Annotated in this window: 11 protein-coding genes; 3 read left to right on the top strand and 8 right to left on the bottom strand. The window is 65.2% G+C overall.

The window, feature by feature from the left end; genetic code table 11:
- Nucleotides 1–13: 13 nt before the first annotated feature.
- Entirely contained in the window at nt 14–1039 is a 1026-nt protein-coding gene (locus tag U0004_RS14225) for an LLM class oxidoreductase (RefSeq protein ID WP_070256388.1), read from the top strand.
- 5 nt (nt 1040–1044) lie between these two features.
- On the opposite strand, the gene U0004_RS14230 is transcribed toward U0004_RS14225, so the two are convergent.
- The 8 genes from U0004_RS14230 to U0004_RS14265 all read right to left on the bottom strand — a co-directional run bounded on the left by U0004_RS14230 (nt 1045) and on the right by U0004_RS14265 (nt 11172).
- Entirely contained in the window at nt 1045–2331 is a 1287-nt protein-coding gene (locus U0004_RS14230) for a DUF445 domain-containing protein (RefSeq protein ID WP_070256385.1), read from the bottom strand.
- A 59-nt stretch (nt 2332–2390) separates the two neighbouring features.
- On the bottom strand, nt 2391–3788 hold the full coding sequence (locus U0004_RS14235; protein ID WP_070256382.1) for an amino acid permease: 1398 nt from the start codon (nt 3786–3788) through the stop codon (nt 2391–2393).
- 211 nt (nt 3789–3999) lie between these two features.
- Nucleotides 4000–5787 carry an MFS transporter gene (locus tag U0004_RS14240; protein WP_070256379.1) on the bottom strand — a complete coding sequence of 596 codons (1788 nt, stop codon included), beginning with the start codon at nt 5785–5787 and terminating at the stop codon, nt 4000–4002.
- Nucleotides 5788–5838: 51 nt separating this feature from the next.
- Complete coding sequence (locus U0004_RS14245; RefSeq protein ID WP_070256376.1) at nt 5839–6933, bottom strand: N-acetylglucosamine-6-phosphate deacetylase; 1095 nt, start codon at nt 6931–6933, stop codon at nt 5839–5841.
- Between the two features lie 3 nt (nt 6934–6936).
- A complete protein-coding gene (locus U0004_RS14250) occupies nt 6937–7704 on the bottom strand; it encodes a DeoR family transcriptional regulator (protein ID WP_034781637.1) in 768 nt (255 codons plus the stop codon).
- A 36-nt stretch (nt 7705–7740) separates the two neighbouring features.
- Complete coding sequence (locus U0004_RS14255) at nt 7741–9084, bottom strand: D-tagatose-bisphosphate aldolase, class II, non-catalytic subunit (protein ID WP_211550961.1); 1344 nt, start codon at nt 9082–9084, stop codon at nt 7741–7743.
- Complete coding sequence (locus U0004_RS14260) at nt 9084–10037, bottom strand: ROK family protein (protein WP_070256374.1); 954 nt, start codon at nt 10035–10037, stop codon at nt 9084–9086. Before U0004_RS14260 ends, U0004_RS14255 begins: the two co-directional genes overlap by 1 nt.
- Nucleotides 10024–11172, bottom strand: coding sequence for an SIS domain-containing protein (locus U0004_RS14265; RefSeq protein WP_070256371.1), 1149 nt, complete (start codon nt 11170–11172; stop codon nt 10024–10026). Before U0004_RS14265 ends, U0004_RS14260 begins: the two co-directional genes overlap by 14 nt.
- A 345-nt stretch (nt 11173–11517) precedes the next feature.
- Here U0004_RS14265 and U0004_RS14270 point away from each other — a divergent pair, with 345 nt between their 5' ends.
- Nucleotides 11518–14868 (top strand): TIM-barrel domain-containing protein, encoded by a 3351-nt coding sequence (locus U0004_RS14270; RefSeq protein ID WP_070256368.1) that lies wholly within the window; start codon nt 11518–11520, stop codon nt 14866–14868.
- 98 nt (nt 14869–14966) lie between these two features.
- On the top strand, nt 14967–17927 hold the full coding sequence (locus U0004_RS14275) for a TonB-dependent receptor plug domain-containing protein (RefSeq protein WP_070256561.1): 2961 nt from the start codon (nt 14967–14969) through the stop codon (nt 17925–17927).
- Nucleotides 17928–18278: the final 351 nt, after the last annotated feature.

The following is an 18278-nucleotide window of genomic DNA, read 5'->3' on the forward strand; positions in this document are numbered from 1 at the left end:
ATCAAGGAACAACATGAGCATAGACATCATAGAAGGCGCTTCGTCGCAGGCTTTCACGCAGCACCGCGGCTACCGCCGCATGTTCGCACCCGGCGCGCTCACCCTCGGCATTTATCTGCCGCTGCGTTTTTACCAGGGCGACATGCGGGCGCTGGCCGGCCAGGCCGACCTGGTCGCCGCCATGGACCGGCAAGGCTTTGCAGCCGCCTGGGTGCGCGACATTCCCCTGTTCGACCCGCGCTTCGGCGATGCGGGCCAGCTGTTCGATCCATGGACCTATCTGGCGTATCTGGCGGCGCGCACGGATGCGCTGGCCCTGGCCACGGGCAGCGCCATTTTTACCCTGCGCCATCCCATCGACCTGGCCAAGGCGGCCGCCAGCATCGACCAGCTGTCGGGCGGGCGCCTGGTGCTGGGCACGGCGTCGGGCGACCGCGCCAGCGAATTTCCCGCGTATGGCGTGCCGCATGCCACGCGCGGCGCGCGCTATGCGCAGGCCGTGCACATGTTCCGCCAGTTGCTGCAGGCAGGCCCCGCCAGCATCGACGGCCCGCTGGGCAGCCTGGCTGGCCTCGAACTGCTGCCCAAGCCCGTGGCAGGCGTCATTCCCCTGGTCGTCACCAGTTCCTCGGGCCAGCCGCTGGAGTGGATAGGGCGCCACGCCGACGGCTGGCTGACGTATCCGGAAGCGACGGATACGCCGGACGGGCCGCGCCGGCTGGCGGAAAGGATACGCGCCTGGCGCGCCTGCATACCCGATGGCGGCTTTCGTCCGCACATGTGCAATGAGTGGCTGGACCTGGTGGACGACCCCGATTATCCGCGCACGCCCGTGCGCAGCGGCTATGTGCTGCGCACGGGGCGCAAGGGCTTGATCGATTTGCTCGGTGAGTGGCGCGAAGCGGGCGTCAACCATGCGGCGCTGGGCATCCAGCATGGCCGGCGCCCGGCTGCGGAGGTGCTGCAGGAACTGGCCGAGGAGGTGCTGCCGCACTTTCCGTCGCATGCGGCGCCGTGCGGGGATATTCTTCGCTGGTAGTGGCGCTAAAACGCCTGGCTGACTGAATAAATCAGCAAGCCGGCCAGGCCGCCCACGATGGTGCCGTTGATGCGGATGAATTGCAGGTCGCGTCCGATGGCCAGTTCGATGCGTTCGCTCATTTCATCCTTGCTCCACAGGTCCAGGCGGGCGGCGATGAAGGCGCCCACTTCGCCCCGGTAGCGGCGTACCAGCGAGCCGCTGCCGGCGACGATGGCGTCGTTCAGCCATTCCCGCGCAGCTTTGTCCGTCTCCAGCACCTTGCCCGTGTTGCGTGCCAGGCTGGCGATGGCTTGCGCCAGCACGGGCTGGTCGGCGTGCAGGTCGGCCAGCAGGCGCGTGCTGATGTGCTTCCAGACGTCGCCCAGCATGGCTTGCACCGTGTCGCTGGCGACCAGCTGCAACTGGTAGCGGCGCACCGTTGCCTGCCACTGCGGGTCGGCCTTCAGGTGCAAGGCGCTGTCGGCGATCCAGCCGGCGATGCGCTGGCGCAGCGGGTGCTGCGGATCGACGCGCACGGCGAGGGCGAATTTTTGCAGCGAGGCGATCATGCGGGGCTCGTACGCTTTCACGGCTTTTTTCACCAGCGCGTTCTCGATCTGGAAAGCGCCCAGCACGAAGTCGCCAATGGCGGCGTGGTGACCTTCGTCGTCCAGGTAGGCGGCGCTGCGGTCGAGCATGAAGTCCAGCAGTTCCTGCGGCTTGCCGTCGGCGATCAGCGCATCGATGCAGTCGGCCGCCACGTCCGACAGATTCAATTGCCCAAGATAGCTGCTGGCCTGTACACGCAGCAGTCGGCCCAGCTGATCGTGATCGGCCATCGCCAGCAGCTGCCTGGCGACACTGGCGCTGGCCATGCCCAGCCGTTGCGCGTGGACCTCGTCACCGAGCCATGCGCCCAACCGCGCGGCGGGGTCGGCCTGCACGATGCGCTCGGCGATGCCTTGTTCGGTAATGAAATGGTTTTCCACGAAGGCGCCCAGGCTGCGGCCGATGTCCGCCTTGCTGTTCGGGATGATGGCCGTATGCCACAGGGGGATGCCCAGCGGGTGGCGGAACAGGGCCACGACGGCGAACCAGTCGGCAATCGCCCCCACCATGGCCGCTTCGGCGAACGCTTCCACATAGCCCCAGGCGGAGTGGCCGCCCCGCTGCGAACGGGCCACGGCGAAGACCAGCGCGGCCAGCAGCAGCAAGCCAACGGCCAGCCACTGCATGTTGCGCAGGCGCGCGCGCTTGAGCTGGTCCGTGCTCTGGTCCAGCTGTGCGATGAGGTCGGGGGAAGGTTGCATGGATGGCGGCCTGCAGGGTTGCGAGACCGCCATCTTACTGCGATGGCGCAGTGACGGGATTACTGTTGCGGATGCAGCAGCGAACGGCGGCGCGCGTAGCCGAAGTAGATGACCAGGCCGATCACCAGCCAGATGGAAAAGGCCACCCAGGTGACCCAGCTGAGGAAGCTCATCAGGCCCACGCACAGGATCACGGCCAGCGCCGGCACATACGGCACGCCGGGGCAGCGGAAGGCGCGCGGCAGGTCGGGACGCTTCTTGCGCAGCACCACGACAGCTATCGACACCATGGTGAAGGCGGCCAGCGTGCCGATGTTGATCAGCTCGGCGAGGATGTTGAGCGGGATCACGGCGGCGATCAGGCCGAAGACGATGCCGACCAGCCAGGTGGCGAAGAACGGCGTGTGGAAGCGCGGGTGCACGGTCGACAGGCGCTTTGGCAGCAAGCCGTCGCGCGACATGGCGAAGATGATGCGCGTCTGGCCGAAGGCCATCACGAGGATCACGGTGGTCATGCCGAGGATGGCGCCCAGGTCGACGAAGCCGGCGATCCAGTTTTCGCCCGCGTATTGCAGGGCCAGCGAGACGGGATGGTCGACGCCGAGGAATTTCTGGTATGGCACGATGCCCGTCATGATGGCCGACACCACCACGTACAGCACGGCGCACACGGCCAGCGAACCGATGATCCCGATAGGCAGGTCGCGCGACGGCTTCTTGACTTCCTCGGCGGCCGAGGTGACGGCGTCAAAGCCGATGAAGGCAAAGAAGACGAGGGCGGCGGCGCTCAGCATGCCGTGGTAGCCAAACGGCATGTAGGGCTGCCAGTTGGCCGGCTGCACGTGGCGCGCGCCGAAGATAATAAACAGCAGCACCACGCCGACCTTGATGGCCACCATGACGTTGTTCAGGCGCGCCGATTCGCGCACGCCCCAGCCCAGCATGGCCGTCAGCAGCAGCATGATGACGAGGGCCGGCAGGTTGATGATGGTCGTCACGCCGGGCAGCGCGCCCGGTGCGGCGGTGAGTGCGACGGGCAGGGCGATGCCAAAGCCCGACAGCAGCGACTGGAAGTAGCCGGACCAGCCGACGGAGACGGCGGCAGCGGCCAGGCCGTACTCGAGCAGCAAGTCCCAGCCTATCATCCAGGCGGCCAGCTCGCCCAGGGTGGCATAGCTGTAGGTGTAGATGGAGCCGGCCACGGGCACCGTGGAGGCGAATTCCGCGTAACACAGGGCGGCGAAGCAGCAGGCGACGGCCGCCACGACGAACGACAGCGACAGGGCGGGGCCGGCCGTCAGCGCGCCCGTGCCGGTGAGCACGAAAATGCCGGTGCCGACGATGGCGCCAATGCCCATGAGGACAAGGTCGAAGGGCCCCAGCACCTTGGCCAATCCTCCTGGCTTCTTGCTGTGGGCGATCATGTCATCCAAATTCTTGGTTCTAAATAAGCTCACTGTGTCTCCTGGTGGTTTTTGTCATGGCGCCATTGCCGCCTCGTGAGTAGCACGACGCAGCCAGATTCTAGCCCAGGCGCCCGTGATTCCTGAAGAAAAACCGTACGGTGCCGCGCGCGCCAGCCCTGTAAACTTGCCTGGCAGGCAAAAAAAAGCCCCGGGATGATGAACCGGGGCTGGAAAGGAGACTGCTACAAATGGTTACGTGGGTTTACTTTGAAAAATGCGCCTCGATCTCTTCCAGGGTCTTGCCCTTCGTTTCAGGGAGCAAAAACGCGGCCGCCAGGAAGTACAGCACGGTGCAGCCGGCGCCAAAGAAGAACAGCGTCGAGTAACCATGCAAGCCCACGGTGGGCAGGAAGATGGCGGCGATCACCGTCGAGACGAACTGGTTGACGAGCAGGGCGATGCTCATGCCGTTCGAGCGGATGCGGGTCGGCATCAGCTCGGACAGGGCCAGCCACACGCACACGCCCGGTCCCACGGCAAAGCTGGAAACGAACACGCAGATGGCAATGGCCACCAGCCAGCCGTGCGTGGACGAAGGCACGGGGCCCAGGCTGGCCTTCTCGATGCGCAGCGGCGCTTCGCGTCCGGCGGCCGGGTCGGCGAACGGGTTCAGGTGCAGCTTGCGGAAGAACACGCCGATCACGCTGTCGGCCTGCACGGCGTCTTCGCGGGCGATGGACACCTGGCGCAGCACGGGATCGTCGCTGCGCAGGCTTTTCACGTTGGTGAACGGGCCGTAGGCGTAGGCGATGGTCAGCTGTTGCGGCGTGCCGTCGGCCGCCGCGCCCAGGGCCGTCAAGGTAGCCGCATCGAGGTGCAAGGACAGGCTGTCCGCTTGCACTTGCGCCGCGATGGCGGGGCGCACGTCGGCCAGGTGCGCTTCGGCGCTGCGGAACAGCAGGCCGGCCGCCAGCAGCGAGACGACGATGCCGCCCGTGCCCAGCATCAGCAGGAATTTGCGGCCCTTGCGGTCCACCAGCAGCACGGCCACCACCGTCATCACGGCGTTCAGTACTTTCAATAACACGTCCGCCATATTGGCCGAGGCGCCCGACAGGCCCGCCTGGTTCAGGATATTGACGACATAGGCGAGGATGGAATTGATGCCCGTCGCCTGCGTGCAGGCGAGGATCAGGCAGGCCAGCAGGAAGGGCAGCACGTAGCGGCGGCTCAGCAGCGGATCCCTGGCCTTGCCGCTGGCCTTGGCCGTATTCTCCGGCGTGTCCTGCATCTCGCGCAGTTCAATGTCAGCGGCGGCTGGCAAGCGCGTGCGCAGCAGCGACTGGCGCGCCTGCTCGATGCGGCCCCGTTGCGCCAGCCAGCGCGGCGATTCGGCCAGCAGCAGGGCGCCGATGGTAAATACGAGGCCCGGCGTCAGGCAGACCCAGAAGATGCTGCGCCAGGCGTGGTCCTTGGCCGTGAAGATGGCGGCGATGCGGCCCGCTTCCGGCAAGGCTTGCGCCGCCTGCGTGGCCGTTTCCACCGTCTGCGCTTGCAGCAGGCCGATCAGGGCGGCGGCCACCAGGCCGATGGTCAGCAGCAGCTGGAACAGGGCGGCACCGCGCCCGCGCTGTTGCGCGGGCAGGCATTCGGCCAGGTACAGGGGCACGACGACGCCGATCAAGCCGCCGCTGATGCCTTGCAGCAGACGGCCCAGCAGCAGCGGCGTGTAGCCGTCGGCCAGGGCGATCAGCGGGATGCTGGCGCTGAACAGGGCGCCGGCCAGGAACATCACCCAGCGCCGGCCGAGCAGGTCGGCCAGGGCGCCGGCGAACAGCGATGACAGGACGGAGCCCAGCAGCACGGCGGCGACGATAAAGCTCAGCTGCTGGGCCGTCAGTTTCCAGGCCACGGAGGCCGTCGATTCCAGGTAGGGCAGGGCACCGGCGATGATGCCGATGTCTATGCCGTACAGCAATCCCCCCATGCCGGCAATAAATAGCAGGTAGCGCATGGCCCACACGGGGGCCTTGTGTGACGTGTCGTGCATGAAAACTCCGGGACGGGGTTGAGGTTGGGGGGCTGGGTCTAGAGACTGAATCTAGCGGGTGGAAAGATCGATGGCCGCGCCTTCGACGAAGACGGACACTGGCTGCAAGTTGGCATCGAGGACGACGATATCGGCCCAGGCGCCGGGCGTCAGGCGGCCTCGTTCGGATTCGCCCAGGTAATCGGCCGGGTACAGCGACAGGCGGTTCGAGGCGTCGGCCAGGTCCAGGCCCAGGTCGACGAAATTGCGCAGGGCCTGGTCCATGGTCAGCACGCTGCCGGCCAGCGAGCCCGTTGCCAGGCGCACGCAGCCCAGGCATTTGTAGACGCGCTGCGTGCCCAGGCCGTATTCGCCATCGGGCATGCCGGTGGCCGAGGTGGCGTCCGTCACGCCGTACAGGCGCGGGATGGCGCGCAGGGCCGCGCGCAGGGCGCCCTTGGCCACGTGCTGCAGGTCGGGGATGATTTCCGCGTATTCCGCATGCGCCAGCGCCGCGCCCACCATGCCGGGGTCGTAATGCGTCATGCCCGTCATGCCGTTGTACAGGTGCGTAAAGCCGGAGACGCCGGCCTGCAACGCCGCCACGCCTTCGTCATACGTGCCGGCGCTGTGGCCGATCTGCACGCGGATGCCCATCGCCGCCAGTTGCGGGATCAGTTCCAGGTGGCCGGGGATTTCCGGCGCCATGGTCAAGACCTTGATGGGGGCGATGGCGTGAAAGCGCTGCACCAGCGCCAGGCTGGCCTGCACCACGTCGGGCGGCTGCGCGCCCAGGCGGTGCAAATTCAGGAACGGGCCCTCCAGGTGCACGCCCAGCATGCGCGCGCCGTTGGCGGGGCGCTCGGCGATGACGCCGGCCAGGCCTTGCAGGGCGCGCAGGATCGATGGCTCCTTGGCTGTCAGGGTCGTGCCCAGGAGGGCCGTGGTGCCGTGGCGCGCATGCACCTGCGCCACGGTGGCGCCGGCGTCGCCGCCCTCCATGATGTCGACGCCGGCCGCGCCATGCACGTGCAGGTCGATGAAGCCGGGCAGGATGGTCAGCGCGCTGTCGGCGGCAGGGTCTTCTTGTATCTGGACGATGCGCTGGTCAAAAGTGATGGTGCCCGTGATCCAGCCAGATGGGGTAAGGATTCTGCCGCTCAGCATGTGTTATTCCGCTATAAAAAGTTCGATGCCCAGCTTTTGCAGCCCTTCGCGGTACTCCTGGCTGATGCTGGCATCTGTGATGACGGTATCGACCCGGTCCAGCTGCACGATGCGGTGCAGGCTGACGCGGCCGAACTTGGAGGCGTCCGTGAGGACGATGATTTTCTTGGCCCGTTCCACCATCTTGTGGTTCAGGCTTGCTTCCGCTTCGTGGTGGGTGGTCACGCCAAATTGCAGGTCGAAGCCGTCCACGCCCAGGAACAGCTTGTCGAAGCTGTACGCCTGCAGGCAGGTTTCCGCCTGGCTGCCCTGGATCGACAGCGACTGCTTGCGCAGCAGGCCGCCGGTCAGGATCAGGTCCACGCCCGGCGCGTCGGCCAGTTCCCACGCGATGTTCAGGCCATTCGTGGCCACCGTCACGCCCGTCGCATCGCGCAGATGGCGCGCCAGCGAGATGGTGGTGGTGCCCGAGTCGATGATGATGTTGTCGCCCGGTTCCACCAGCCGCGCCGCATAGGCGCCGATGCGCTCCTTCTGCTCGTGGTTGATGGCATCCTTCTGGCGTATCGTGTGCTCGGGCGGCGGCGTGCGCGTCAGGGTCGCGCCGCCGTGGCTGCGCGTGGCCATGCCTTGCGCTTCCAGCGCATTCAAGTCGCTGCGGATGGTGACCGCGGACACGCCGAGCTTTTCCACCAGATCGGTCACCTGCACCGAGCCCTGCTGGGCAAGCATTTGGAGGATGGATTCACGGCGTTGGCTGGTATTTCGCATGGTGGCGGGCTCAGTAAAAAATGAAAAATACCGAGCTTAACAGATTGCCGCTTCGGCAATGACGGCCACTGCCGCATTGCGGTTGCAGGCGCGCGCATATTGCGCCAGCAAGCTGCCGATCTTGTGCTCGATCAGGGCTGGCGCCTGCGCTGGCAAGCTGCCCTGCACCACGGCCAGGTACTGTTCCGGCAAATGCTGGCTCAGCAGCGGCAGCGGAATGGCCACGGTGTCCAGGTTGGCCAGCAGCTTGCCGACGGCGGCCGCCACTTCCGGCTCGCCCCAGTAGTAGCGGCAACGGTCGCTCAAGCCGTAGCGGCGCATCAATCGCTGTTCTTCCGGCGTGCCCAGGTAATGCTTGATCCAGTTCTTCGGCTTGGCCACCATCACGTCGTCGAGCACCTGCATCAGTTGCGAGGTGGCGTGTGCCGGCAGCAGTTCTTCCTCGATCTGGCACAGGGCGAACAGCGCCTCGCGCAGGGCGAAGGTGGCGGCAGGCCCCACTTTCAGGATGGCGAAGTGGTCGCGCACCATGGCATGCAGGGCCGACTCGCGCTGGTAGTCGGTGGAATGGGCTTCGAACACGAGGCCAGGCTGCTCGGCGACAAAGGCCGACAGCTCGGTGGCGGCGTCCGCGTCGTAATGCTGGATGCTGCTCTGGTCGAAATCGACGCCCGGCTGCACCACCATGGCGATGACCCGGCGCCAGGCGCCATGCAGGTCGTTCTCGAGAAACGCGCGGCGGTGCACGTCGAGGGTGCGGCGCGCCGCTTGCGGGCTGGTGACGGCGCCGGCCTGCGCCAGCGACGCTTCGCCGCCGGGAATCGGCACTTCCGTGCCGATCACGTAGACGGGGGGCGCGAAGCCGGCGGCGGCCGCCGCTTCCTCGGCGACGATGCACAGGCGCGCCGAACGGGCGGCCACGGTTTCATCGTCGAGCTGCAAGGGGTCATCAATGCAGCGCATGCTGCAATCGAGGTGGATCTTGTGGAAACCGGCCGACGCATACGCGGCGATCAGGGTTTCGGCGTGATTCATCGCGGTGGCCGCATCGAGGTGCTGCCAGGCGTTCGGGCCCAGATGGTCGCCGCCCAGCACGAGGCGGCTGGCGGGAAAACCCTGTTCGCGGGCCAGTGCCAGCATGGTGTCGCGGAAAACGGCCGGCGTCATGCCAGTGTAGCCGCCGAACTGGTCGACCTGGTTCGACGTCGCTTCGACCAGCAGCACGGTGTCGTATTCGCTGGCCACGCGCATGGCGGCGCGCAGCACGCTCGGGTGGCTGCAGCAGACGGCGTACAGTCCCACGCGCTCGCCGCGGCGGTGCGCCTTGATCACTTGCTGGATCGGGGACAGGGTAAAAGTCGGGTTTTCCGCTTGCTTCATCATGTTGACGCCTTTGTATGTTGTCGTATCAAAAGGGCCGCGCCGCGCGCGCCGCCGGCATCGCCAAAGCGGGGCGGCAGGATAGGCGGCACGTGCACGCCGGGGAACAGGTGGCGCTTGACGGCGGCCGGCAGCTTGTCGTACAGGTGCGGCAGCTTGGACAGGCCGCCGCCGAGCACGATGACGTGCGGGTCATAGGCCAGCACCAGGCCGGCCAGCGCGTGGCCCAGCACATCGAGGTGCACGGCCACCGTGCGCTGGGCCACGGCATCGCCCATGTTGGCGCGCGCCACGATGGCCAAAGGCTCTGCGCCGTCGCCGCCAAAGTGCGCGTGGATTTTGCGCATGGCGGGGCCGGAGACATAGCGCTCCAGGCAGCCCGCCTTGCCGCACGGGCAGGGGTAATCGGCCAAGCCATGCTGCGCCAGCAGGGTGGCGGGCAGGCTCCAGTGGCCCCATTCGCCGGCCACGCCGTTAAAGCCGCGCAGCAGTTGGCCGCCCACGCAATAGCCGCCGCCTGCACCCGTGCCGAGGATGGCGCCGAACATGCTGGCGGCATTGTCGGCCGCGCCGCCTTGCGCTTCCGACAGGGCGAAGCACTGGCAATCGTTGCCGATGGCGACAGGACGTTTCAAGGCCTGCTGCAGGGTTTGCGCCACCAGGCGGCCGTTCAGGGCCGGCACGTTGGAGCTCAGTTGCCGGCCGCTGGCGCTGTCGATCACGCCGGGCAGGCCGATGCCGACAGGCGCCGTCGTGCCCAGGGCGGCGTCACCGCGCGCCACCAGGTCGACGATGGCTTGCACGAAGGCGGTAAAATCGTCGCCCGGCGTGGCCACCCGTTCGCGGAACACTTCCGTCAGCGCGCCGTCGCGGTCGGCAAAAGCGACCAGCTCCATCTTGCTGCCGCCGATGTCGATGCCGTGGTAGCCGGCTGTGTGATTAGAATTGGTCATGGCCATAGATGGTGACGCCCTGCACGACACGGTTGACGATGCCGCCAGCAAATGGATTGTCGGGGCGCAGTTGCAGCAGCGCGGACTGGTGCAGCGCATATTGCTGCGCCATCAGCAGCCACAGCGGAGCCAGCCAGGCGTCGGGCCAGACCGGCGCATCGGCCGCTAAGTTGGCAGATAAGTCGCCGCCGATGCCCACGGTCAGGCACGTCTGCGCCACGCTGTCGCGCTGCAGCTCTTTCAGTAAATCGTCTTCGTACTGGCGCGCCAGCGGCTTGCTGCTACGCAGCAGGATCACCAGCGACTCCGTGGTGACGGCCGATTTCGGGCCGTGGCGGAAACCGAGCGGCGTATTCGCCATCGCCATCACGCGGCCACCCGTCAATTCCAGGATCTTCAATGCCGCTTCCTTGGCCAGCGCTTCCAGCGGGCCGCTGCCCAGGTAGACCACGCGCTGTACGGGTGTTGATCCCAGGTCCGCCACGGGGGCCGACCAGTCGCGCAAGGCTTGCCCGCCCAGCTGCGCCAGGGTCTCCAGGCGAGACAAATCCGTGTCCTTGCCCAGTACCGACAGGGCTGCCAGCAGCATACTGCTAAAGCTGCTGGTCATGGCGAAGCCGCGGTCGCAGCTGCCTTCCGGCATCAGCAGGTTATACGTATTGCTGTCGTTCGCGCCCTGGCGCGCCAGCTTGCCGTCCGCGTTGCAGGTGATGTTCAGGAAGCGCGCGCCGGGCACGACCTGGCGCAGCAGTTCCACGGCCGCCAGGCTTTCCGGGCTGTCGCCGCTGCGGGCAAACGAGACGAGCAGGGTGGGGGCGTGCGCTTCCAGATACAGCTCATGGTGCGTCAGCAAAGTCGTGGTGGCGATGGCGCGGATCTGCGCGGGCCAGGCCGCATTCAGGGTATCGACGACGATTTCGCCCACATAGGCCGAGCTGCCGGCGCCCGTCAGGATGACGCGCTGCGCGGGATTGGACAGCGCGTCGCCGAGGAAGGCGGCCAGGGCCGCTTGTTCGTTGCGCAAAATAGTGGCCAGCGCGAGCCAGATGGCTGGCTGGTGCGCGATTTCCTCGGCCGTGTGCAGGCCGCCGATGTCGCGCCAGGTTTGAATGTCACGCTGAAGAAGGGTAGTCATGGAGTGTCAGTAAAGTGTTTGTTGGAGAAAGCATAAATACTAAATTTCGAAAAGTCAAATACGAAAGTAAAACGAAAGTAAATAGTTGTATGCCTTGCGAAATAATGTCGTTTTAAAGGCCGTGAAACATGCTGCGGTGCAGCGCAAAAGCGTGTGGCGGCGCGGCATGTCGCTGAAATGCTACGATAACGAAAGATTGCGCTATGGAGTTTGAGTGAAACGTAAGATAAATTGGCTTATTTTAGGCATTTTATTAATAAATTGGCGCCATAACTTTCTTTTGGTTGACGATATTTATTTTTCTTCTTAAAGTAATTTCATTGAATCACTTCTGAAAGCCAGCAGATGAACCCTCTCCCGCTTCCCCGCCGCGTCCTTGCCGCCTGTGTCCTCGCCGCCCTTGCCACCCTGGCTGCTCCCGGCCTGCATGCCGCGACCATCGGCAATCTGCAGTCGCTCTCCGCCGTGCGCGCGGCCGATGTGGCCAAGGGCGAGGCAGTGGGCTGGGATGTGCGCAGCGATACGGGCATGCAGCTGCGTATCAGCCTGCCGCAGGCGGACGTGCTGCGCATCCAGGCGGGCGGCAAGGGCGGCTTGACGGGGCCAGGCGACAAGGCCGCGCCCATCGTCGTGGGCCAGCCTGCCGCGCAGGTGGCGTACCGGATCAATGAACAGCCCGACCATATCCTGATCAGCACTGATGCCTTGAGCCTGCGCATCGACCGCAAACCGTTGCGCTTTACCCTGCTGCGCAAGGGCGACGCGGTGCCCCTGTGGCGCGAGGTGCAGCCGCTGTCGCTCGACGACAAACAGGGCGTGCAAGTGTTATCGAGCCTGCCGGGCGAGCGGTACTTTGGCGGCGGCCAGCAGAATGGCCGCTTCGAATTCAAGGGCAAGCAGGTGCCCGTGTCGTATTCGGGCGGCTGGGAAGAGGGCGACCGGCCGAATCCCGCGCCATTCTTGATGAGTTCACGGGGCTGGGGCATGCTGCGCAATACCTGGGCCGACGGCAATTACGACTTGCGCGACCAGGAACAGATCTCGCTGCAGCACGCGGAAGGCCGCTTCGATGCGTATTTCTTCGTCGGCAAGGATCTGCGCGACGTCGTCGCCCGCTACACGGACTTGACGGGCCGCGCGCGCATGCTGCCCCGCTGGGCGCTGGAATACGGCGACGCCGATTGCTACAACGATGGCGACAACGTGAAAAAGCCGGGCTCCGTGCCGAAGGGCTGGACGGACGGCCCCACGGGCAAGACGCCGGACGTGGTGGAAAGCGTGGCGCGCCAGTACCGCGAACACGACATGCCGGGCGGCTGGATCCTGCCCAACGACGGTTATGGCTGCGGCTACACGAACTTGCCGGAAACGGTGAAGGGCCTGGCAGGCTATGGCTTCCGCACGGGCCTGTGGACGGAAAACGGCGTCGACAAGATCGCCTGGGAAGTGGGCCAGGCGGGCAGCCGCGTGCAAAAGCTGGACGTGGCGTGGACGGGCAAGGGTTACCAGTTCGCCATGGATGCGAACAAGTCGGCCTACGACGGCATCCTGAACAACTCCGACAGCCGCCCGTTCCTGTGGACGGTGATGGGCTGGGCCGGCATCCAGCGCTACGCCGTGGCATGGACGGGCGACCAGAGCGCCAGCTGGGATTACATCCGCTGGCACATCCCGACCCTGATCGGTTCGGGCCTGTCCGGCCAGGCGTATGCGTCCGGCGACGTGGACGCCATCTTTGGCGGCAGCCCGGAAACCTATCTGCGCGACTTGCAGTGGAAAAGTTTTACGCCCGTCCTGATGGGCATGTCCGGCTGGGCCGCGGCCGAGCGCAAGCATCCGTGGTGGTTCGAGCAGCCGTACCGCGACATCAACCGCCGCTATCTGAAGCTCAAGATGCGCCTCACTCCCTATATGTATACCCTCGTGCGCGAAGCCGAACAATCGGGCGCGCCGCTGGTGCGCGGCCTGATGTGGGATTATCCGCAAGACCCGGCCGCCTACACGGAAGCCTATAAATATCAATTCCTGCTGGGCCGCGATGTGCTGGTGGCACCTGTCTACCGCAGCCAGGCCGTCAGCGGCGGCTGGCGCAAGGGCATCCATCTGCCGCAGGGTACGTGGTACGACTACTGGGATGGCCGCCAGGCCACGGCGGACGCGCAAGGGCGCGACCTGGACATGCAGGTCACGCTGGACAAGCTGCCCGTGTTCGTGCGCGCCGGCGCCATCCTGCCCATGTATCCGGAAATGCTGTACGACGGCCAGAAGCCGAAGGACCAGCTCACGCTCGATATCTATCCGCAAGGCGATTCCGACTACACCCTGTATGAAGACGACGGCAACACGCGCCAGTACCAGGGCGGCGCCTTCAGCCAGCAAGTCATCCGCATGCGCCAGGCGGGCGCCGACGTGCAGGTCGACATCGGCGCCGTCGATGGAAAGTACCAGGGCCAGGAAGGGCGCCGCGGCTATGCGCTGCGCATGCTGGCCGGCCAGGCCCCGGCCGCCGTGCGCGCCGGCGAACGGCTGATCGCGGCATTCGCCGACCGTGCCGTCTACGACAAGGCGGCAGAAGGCTGGTTCTTCGATGCGGCCGATAGAAAAGGCACCCTGCACGTGAAAGTGGCGGCGCAGGACATCCGCCAGCCTTTGATGCTGCAAGTCGCCGGCGCGCTGGCCGTGGCGCGAGCCGACGCCGATTTCCCGGCCGCCCCCGTGCCGGGCCGCGCCTTGCCGGCCGACGCCATGCAGGTGGTGGCGCGTCCTGCGGAAGAAAGCGGCTACCCGCTGGAAAACGCCTTCGATGGCAAGCCGGAGACGTGGTTCCGCACCGTGCGCAGCCCGTCCGTGAAAAGCGGTCCGCACGAATGGGTGGTCGGCTTTACGGAACGGCGCCTGGTGGACGGCATCGAACTGGCGCCGCGCAACGACCAGCACTGGAAGCATGGCCAGGTGCGCGATTATGAAATCTACATCGGCGACAACAACGGCGAGTGGGGCGCTCCGCTGGCACGCGGCACACTGAAACTGCAAGAGGGAACGCAGACCATCAGCTTCCCCGCCACGGCCGGGCGCCTGCTGCGCTTCCGCGTGATGAGCACGCAAAATCCGGAAGGCGATGGCGCGGCGTCCCTGGACCCGATGGTGACGGCGGCGCAAGGCGCGCCGGTGGCGCGCGCGTTCGATGCGGCGCTGGCGACCGACGTGGCGCCCGTTACCTTGTCCGAATTCCGCGTGCTCGAGCACCGCGTGGCCGAAGGCGCGGAGGTGCAGCGCTATCTGTCGGACCTGGCGCTGCCGAAGAATATCGCGAAAGACCGGCCAGCCGGCAAGGCGGTCGAGATGCGCATGAACGGGCTGTGGTTCCGCAAGGGCCTCGGCGTGGGACCTGCCAGCCGCATTGACTTGCAGCTGGCTGGCAACTGGAATCTGCTGCGCGCCGACCTGGGCGTGGACGATAGCTGCCGCAGCGCGGGCGGCTTGCAATTCCAGGTCTGGAGCGGTGAGCGGCTGCTGTACGACAGCGGCCTGGTCACGGCTCCCGGGGTGGTCAAACCCGAAATCGACGTGCGCGGCCTGAGCCAGCTCAGTTTGCGCACCCTGGGCGCGCGCGGCGCCCGAGCGGCCCAGGTCTGCGGCAACTGGGCCAATGCCGTGCTGACCGGCACGGAGGGCGCGACGGTCAAGCCGCGCTAGGCACTCAATCATTTCACTAAAAACGAGCCCCTCTTCGGACCGGGGAGGGGCTCTTGCAGCCTGACGAAAACAAATCACTTATAAAAAGGGAGATGGGAATGCACTTGAAAAAACTGATGGCCGCCATGGCGGCGGTAGGATTGGGCTCAACTGCGCTGGCATCAACGGCGCTGGCAGCGGAGGAGGAGAAACTGGCGCGCGTCGAAGTGACGGGTTCCAGCCTGAAGCGCATCAACGCGGAAACGGCGTCGCCGGTACAGGTGATCAACGCCAAGCAGATCGAAAACATGGGCGCGCTCACCTTGCTGCAAGTGCTGGACAACCTGCCTGCGGCCCGTCCGGCGCAGCAGGACTTCCGCTCGATGTTCACGGGTTCCGATGGCGGCTCGCAAGCGAACTTGCGCGGCCTCGGTGCGCAGGGCACCCTGGTGTTGCTGAATGGCCGCCGCCTGTCGTTCTATGGCGCGCCGGCCGGTTTCCAGACCATGTTCGTCAATATCGACGCCATTCCCGCCGCCGCCATCGAGCGCATGGAGATTTTGACGGACGGTGCGTCGGCCGTATATGGCTCCGATGCCGTGGCCGGCGTCATCAACGTGATCACCAAGAAGTCGTATCAAGGCCTGGAAGCGCGCGCCAATGGCGAATTTTCGCCCAGCGTGAAAGCCTATGGCGAGCGCCAGGCCAGCGTGCTGTATGGCCTGGGCGACCTGGCCAGCGACGGCTACAACATCTACGGTTCCGTGAACGTCTACCAGCGCGACCGCATCGCGCTGGCCGATACCTGGCGCAAGCGTCCCGCGTATTTTTATGCGAACAATCCCAATTTCATCCCGAACATGCGTGTGGGCGTGGGCAGCGAACCGGGCACGATGAATCCCGGGACCTTTTTTGTCTTCGACAAGGCGAAGAACAATGCGCGCACCCAGCGCGCCGTCAATGGCTGCAACAACAGCATCACCGAAGCGTCGGGCACGCGCTGCGTGTGGAATGCGCTGCCCAACCAGCTTGACACGGGGCCTACCTCGGAGCGCGCCACGGCTTACCTGAGCGGCCGGCTGAAACTCGGCGGCGACATGGAAGCGTTCGCGGAAGGCGCCTTCACCCACATCAAGATGCGCGGCGAGAATGGTCCGTCCAGCTTCAATAGCGGCAGCACGAATAACTGGTTCGCGCGCAATACGGGCAATACCCTGAATACCTTCGCCACGCCTTTCCTGAGCCCGAACAACGTCTACCTGAAAGGCAAGCTCGATGCCGATATGGTGGCGAAGATGGGCGGCGCGGCCGGCTTGAATTACCTGCTGCAGGATGCGACGGGCCACTTCGGGCAGAAGAATGTCGATGAAAACTACCGCGCGCTCGTCGGCCTGCGCGGCAGCATCGGCGGCGGCTGGGATTTTGAAACGGCGCTCAGCGTGGCGGGCAGCCATTCGACCCTGTTCCAGACGGCGAACATCAACATCAAGGGATTCGAGCAGGCGTTCGGGCCGTTCACGAAAGACCCCGTCAGCGGCCGCACCTATATCTCCGACAATCCCGCCTACAAGTTCGGCGAAATCAGCGAGGCCAATGCGGCGCTGGTGCGCGCGGCTTACCCGACCTTCGCCATCGAATCGTGGACCAAGCTGATGACGTGGGATGCGAAGCTGGAAGGCACCCTGTTCAAGCTGGGCGAGCGCGAAGTGCGCGCTGCCGTGGGCACCAACATCATGCGCGAGAGCTTCCTCACGCCCGGCAATACGGATGCGGCGAATGGCTTGATTACGCAGCAGGGCGGTTCCTGGTTCGATGGCCGGCGCACCATCGCGGCCGTGTTTGGCGAAGTGGTGGTGCCGCTCAGCGACACCCTGGAAGTCAACGCGGCCGCGCGCCTGGACAAATACCCGCACTTCGCCGCCAACCTGGCGCCCAAGCTGGGCGTGATCTGGCGCGCGCGGCCCGAGCTGATGCTGCGCGGGACGTATTCGGAAGGCTTCCGCGCACCCAACCTGGCCGAATCGGGCACGGGTGGCGTCTTTGCGCAGGTGGGCGGCATCCGCGACACCGTGCGCTGCGACGAAACGAATGCCATGGCGCGCGCCTTGATGAAGTCCGCGGTCGCGACGGATGCGGACCTGGGCAAGAGTTTGCTCAATTCGAACTGCTCCACGACGGTGGGTGGCCTGACGCCGCCGAACCAGAATCTACGTCCGGAAAAGGCGAAGATATCGACCGTGGGCCTGGTTCTGCAGCCGGCCAAGGACGTGAGCATCTCCATCGATTACTGGTTCATCAACCGCCGCGACGAAATCGTGCGCCAGGACTTCAACGAGCTGTTTACGGAGTTGGTGGCCAAGTACGGCCCGACCCTGGCCGGCACGCCCAGCGCCATCCGCAACGACCTGACGGATACGGACCGGGGCAACGTCGCGGCCGTGGCGGCCATGTGCGCCAATCCCGCCAATGCGGGCGTGTGCGCGGGCGGCGTGCCCGGCTACTCGGTGGGCAACCTGGGCGGCTTGATCAACTCGTATTCGAACCGTGGCCGCACCCTGATGGATGGCGTGGACATCGATGCGCGCACGCGCTTTGCGCTCGGCGACTGGGGCAAGCTGAGCACTGGCATCGCGGCCACCATCCGCAAGCGCGACACCCATGACAGCGAAGACGGCAGCGACATCAAGGGCAACACCGTCGGCTATTACGATTCGCCGCGCTACCGCGCTACCGTCAACGCCGACTGGAGCTACCGCAACTTCGTCAGCAGCGTCTTTATCAACTATTCGGGCAAGACGCGCTGGGCGTATGGTCCCTGGGACAAGGACAACACGCCGGAAAACTGCACTGCCGCCTCGGTGGCCTTGCCGGCCGGCCAGTGCAAGGGCGCGCCGTCATACACCACGGTGAACCTGGCCTTCAGCTGGAAGCCGCTGAAGAACCTGGACGTGGGCCTGAACGTGAAGAACGCGTTCAACAAGCAGCCGTACTACGACCCGAATGGCTGGGAAGGCTACAACCATAGCCAGGACCTGTTCGGCCGCCAGTTTGCCCTGTCGGCCAGCTACAAGTTCTTTTAAAGCGTGACGATGCCCCGGTACGTCAGCTGGCATGGTGCGGGCCGGGGTATTGCCATGAAAAAGAAAATACAATACTCCAATATGCACAATACGAAAGATAAACGTAAGTGAAAGAGGGTAGGCATGTCTTCTTTCGCGTTGCTCTTCCCGGATTGCCACGCGGATTATCCTCTGCCGGACGACTCCTTGCCTGCGCGTGTATCTGCCATACCACGATAACGAAAGTTATCTGCCGCGAATCTGATTAAATCGAAAGATAAATACTCTTTATTTGCTCAATTTAGCGATAAATTTACGTTATAACTTTCTTTTTGTTGACGATACTTATTTTTCTTTTTAAAGTAATCCCAA

The sequence above is a fragment of the Janthinobacterium lividum genome, assembly GCF_034424625.1.
Lineage (GTDB): Bacteria > Pseudomonadota > Gammaproteobacteria > Burkholderiales > Burkholderiaceae_D > Janthinobacterium > Janthinobacterium lividum.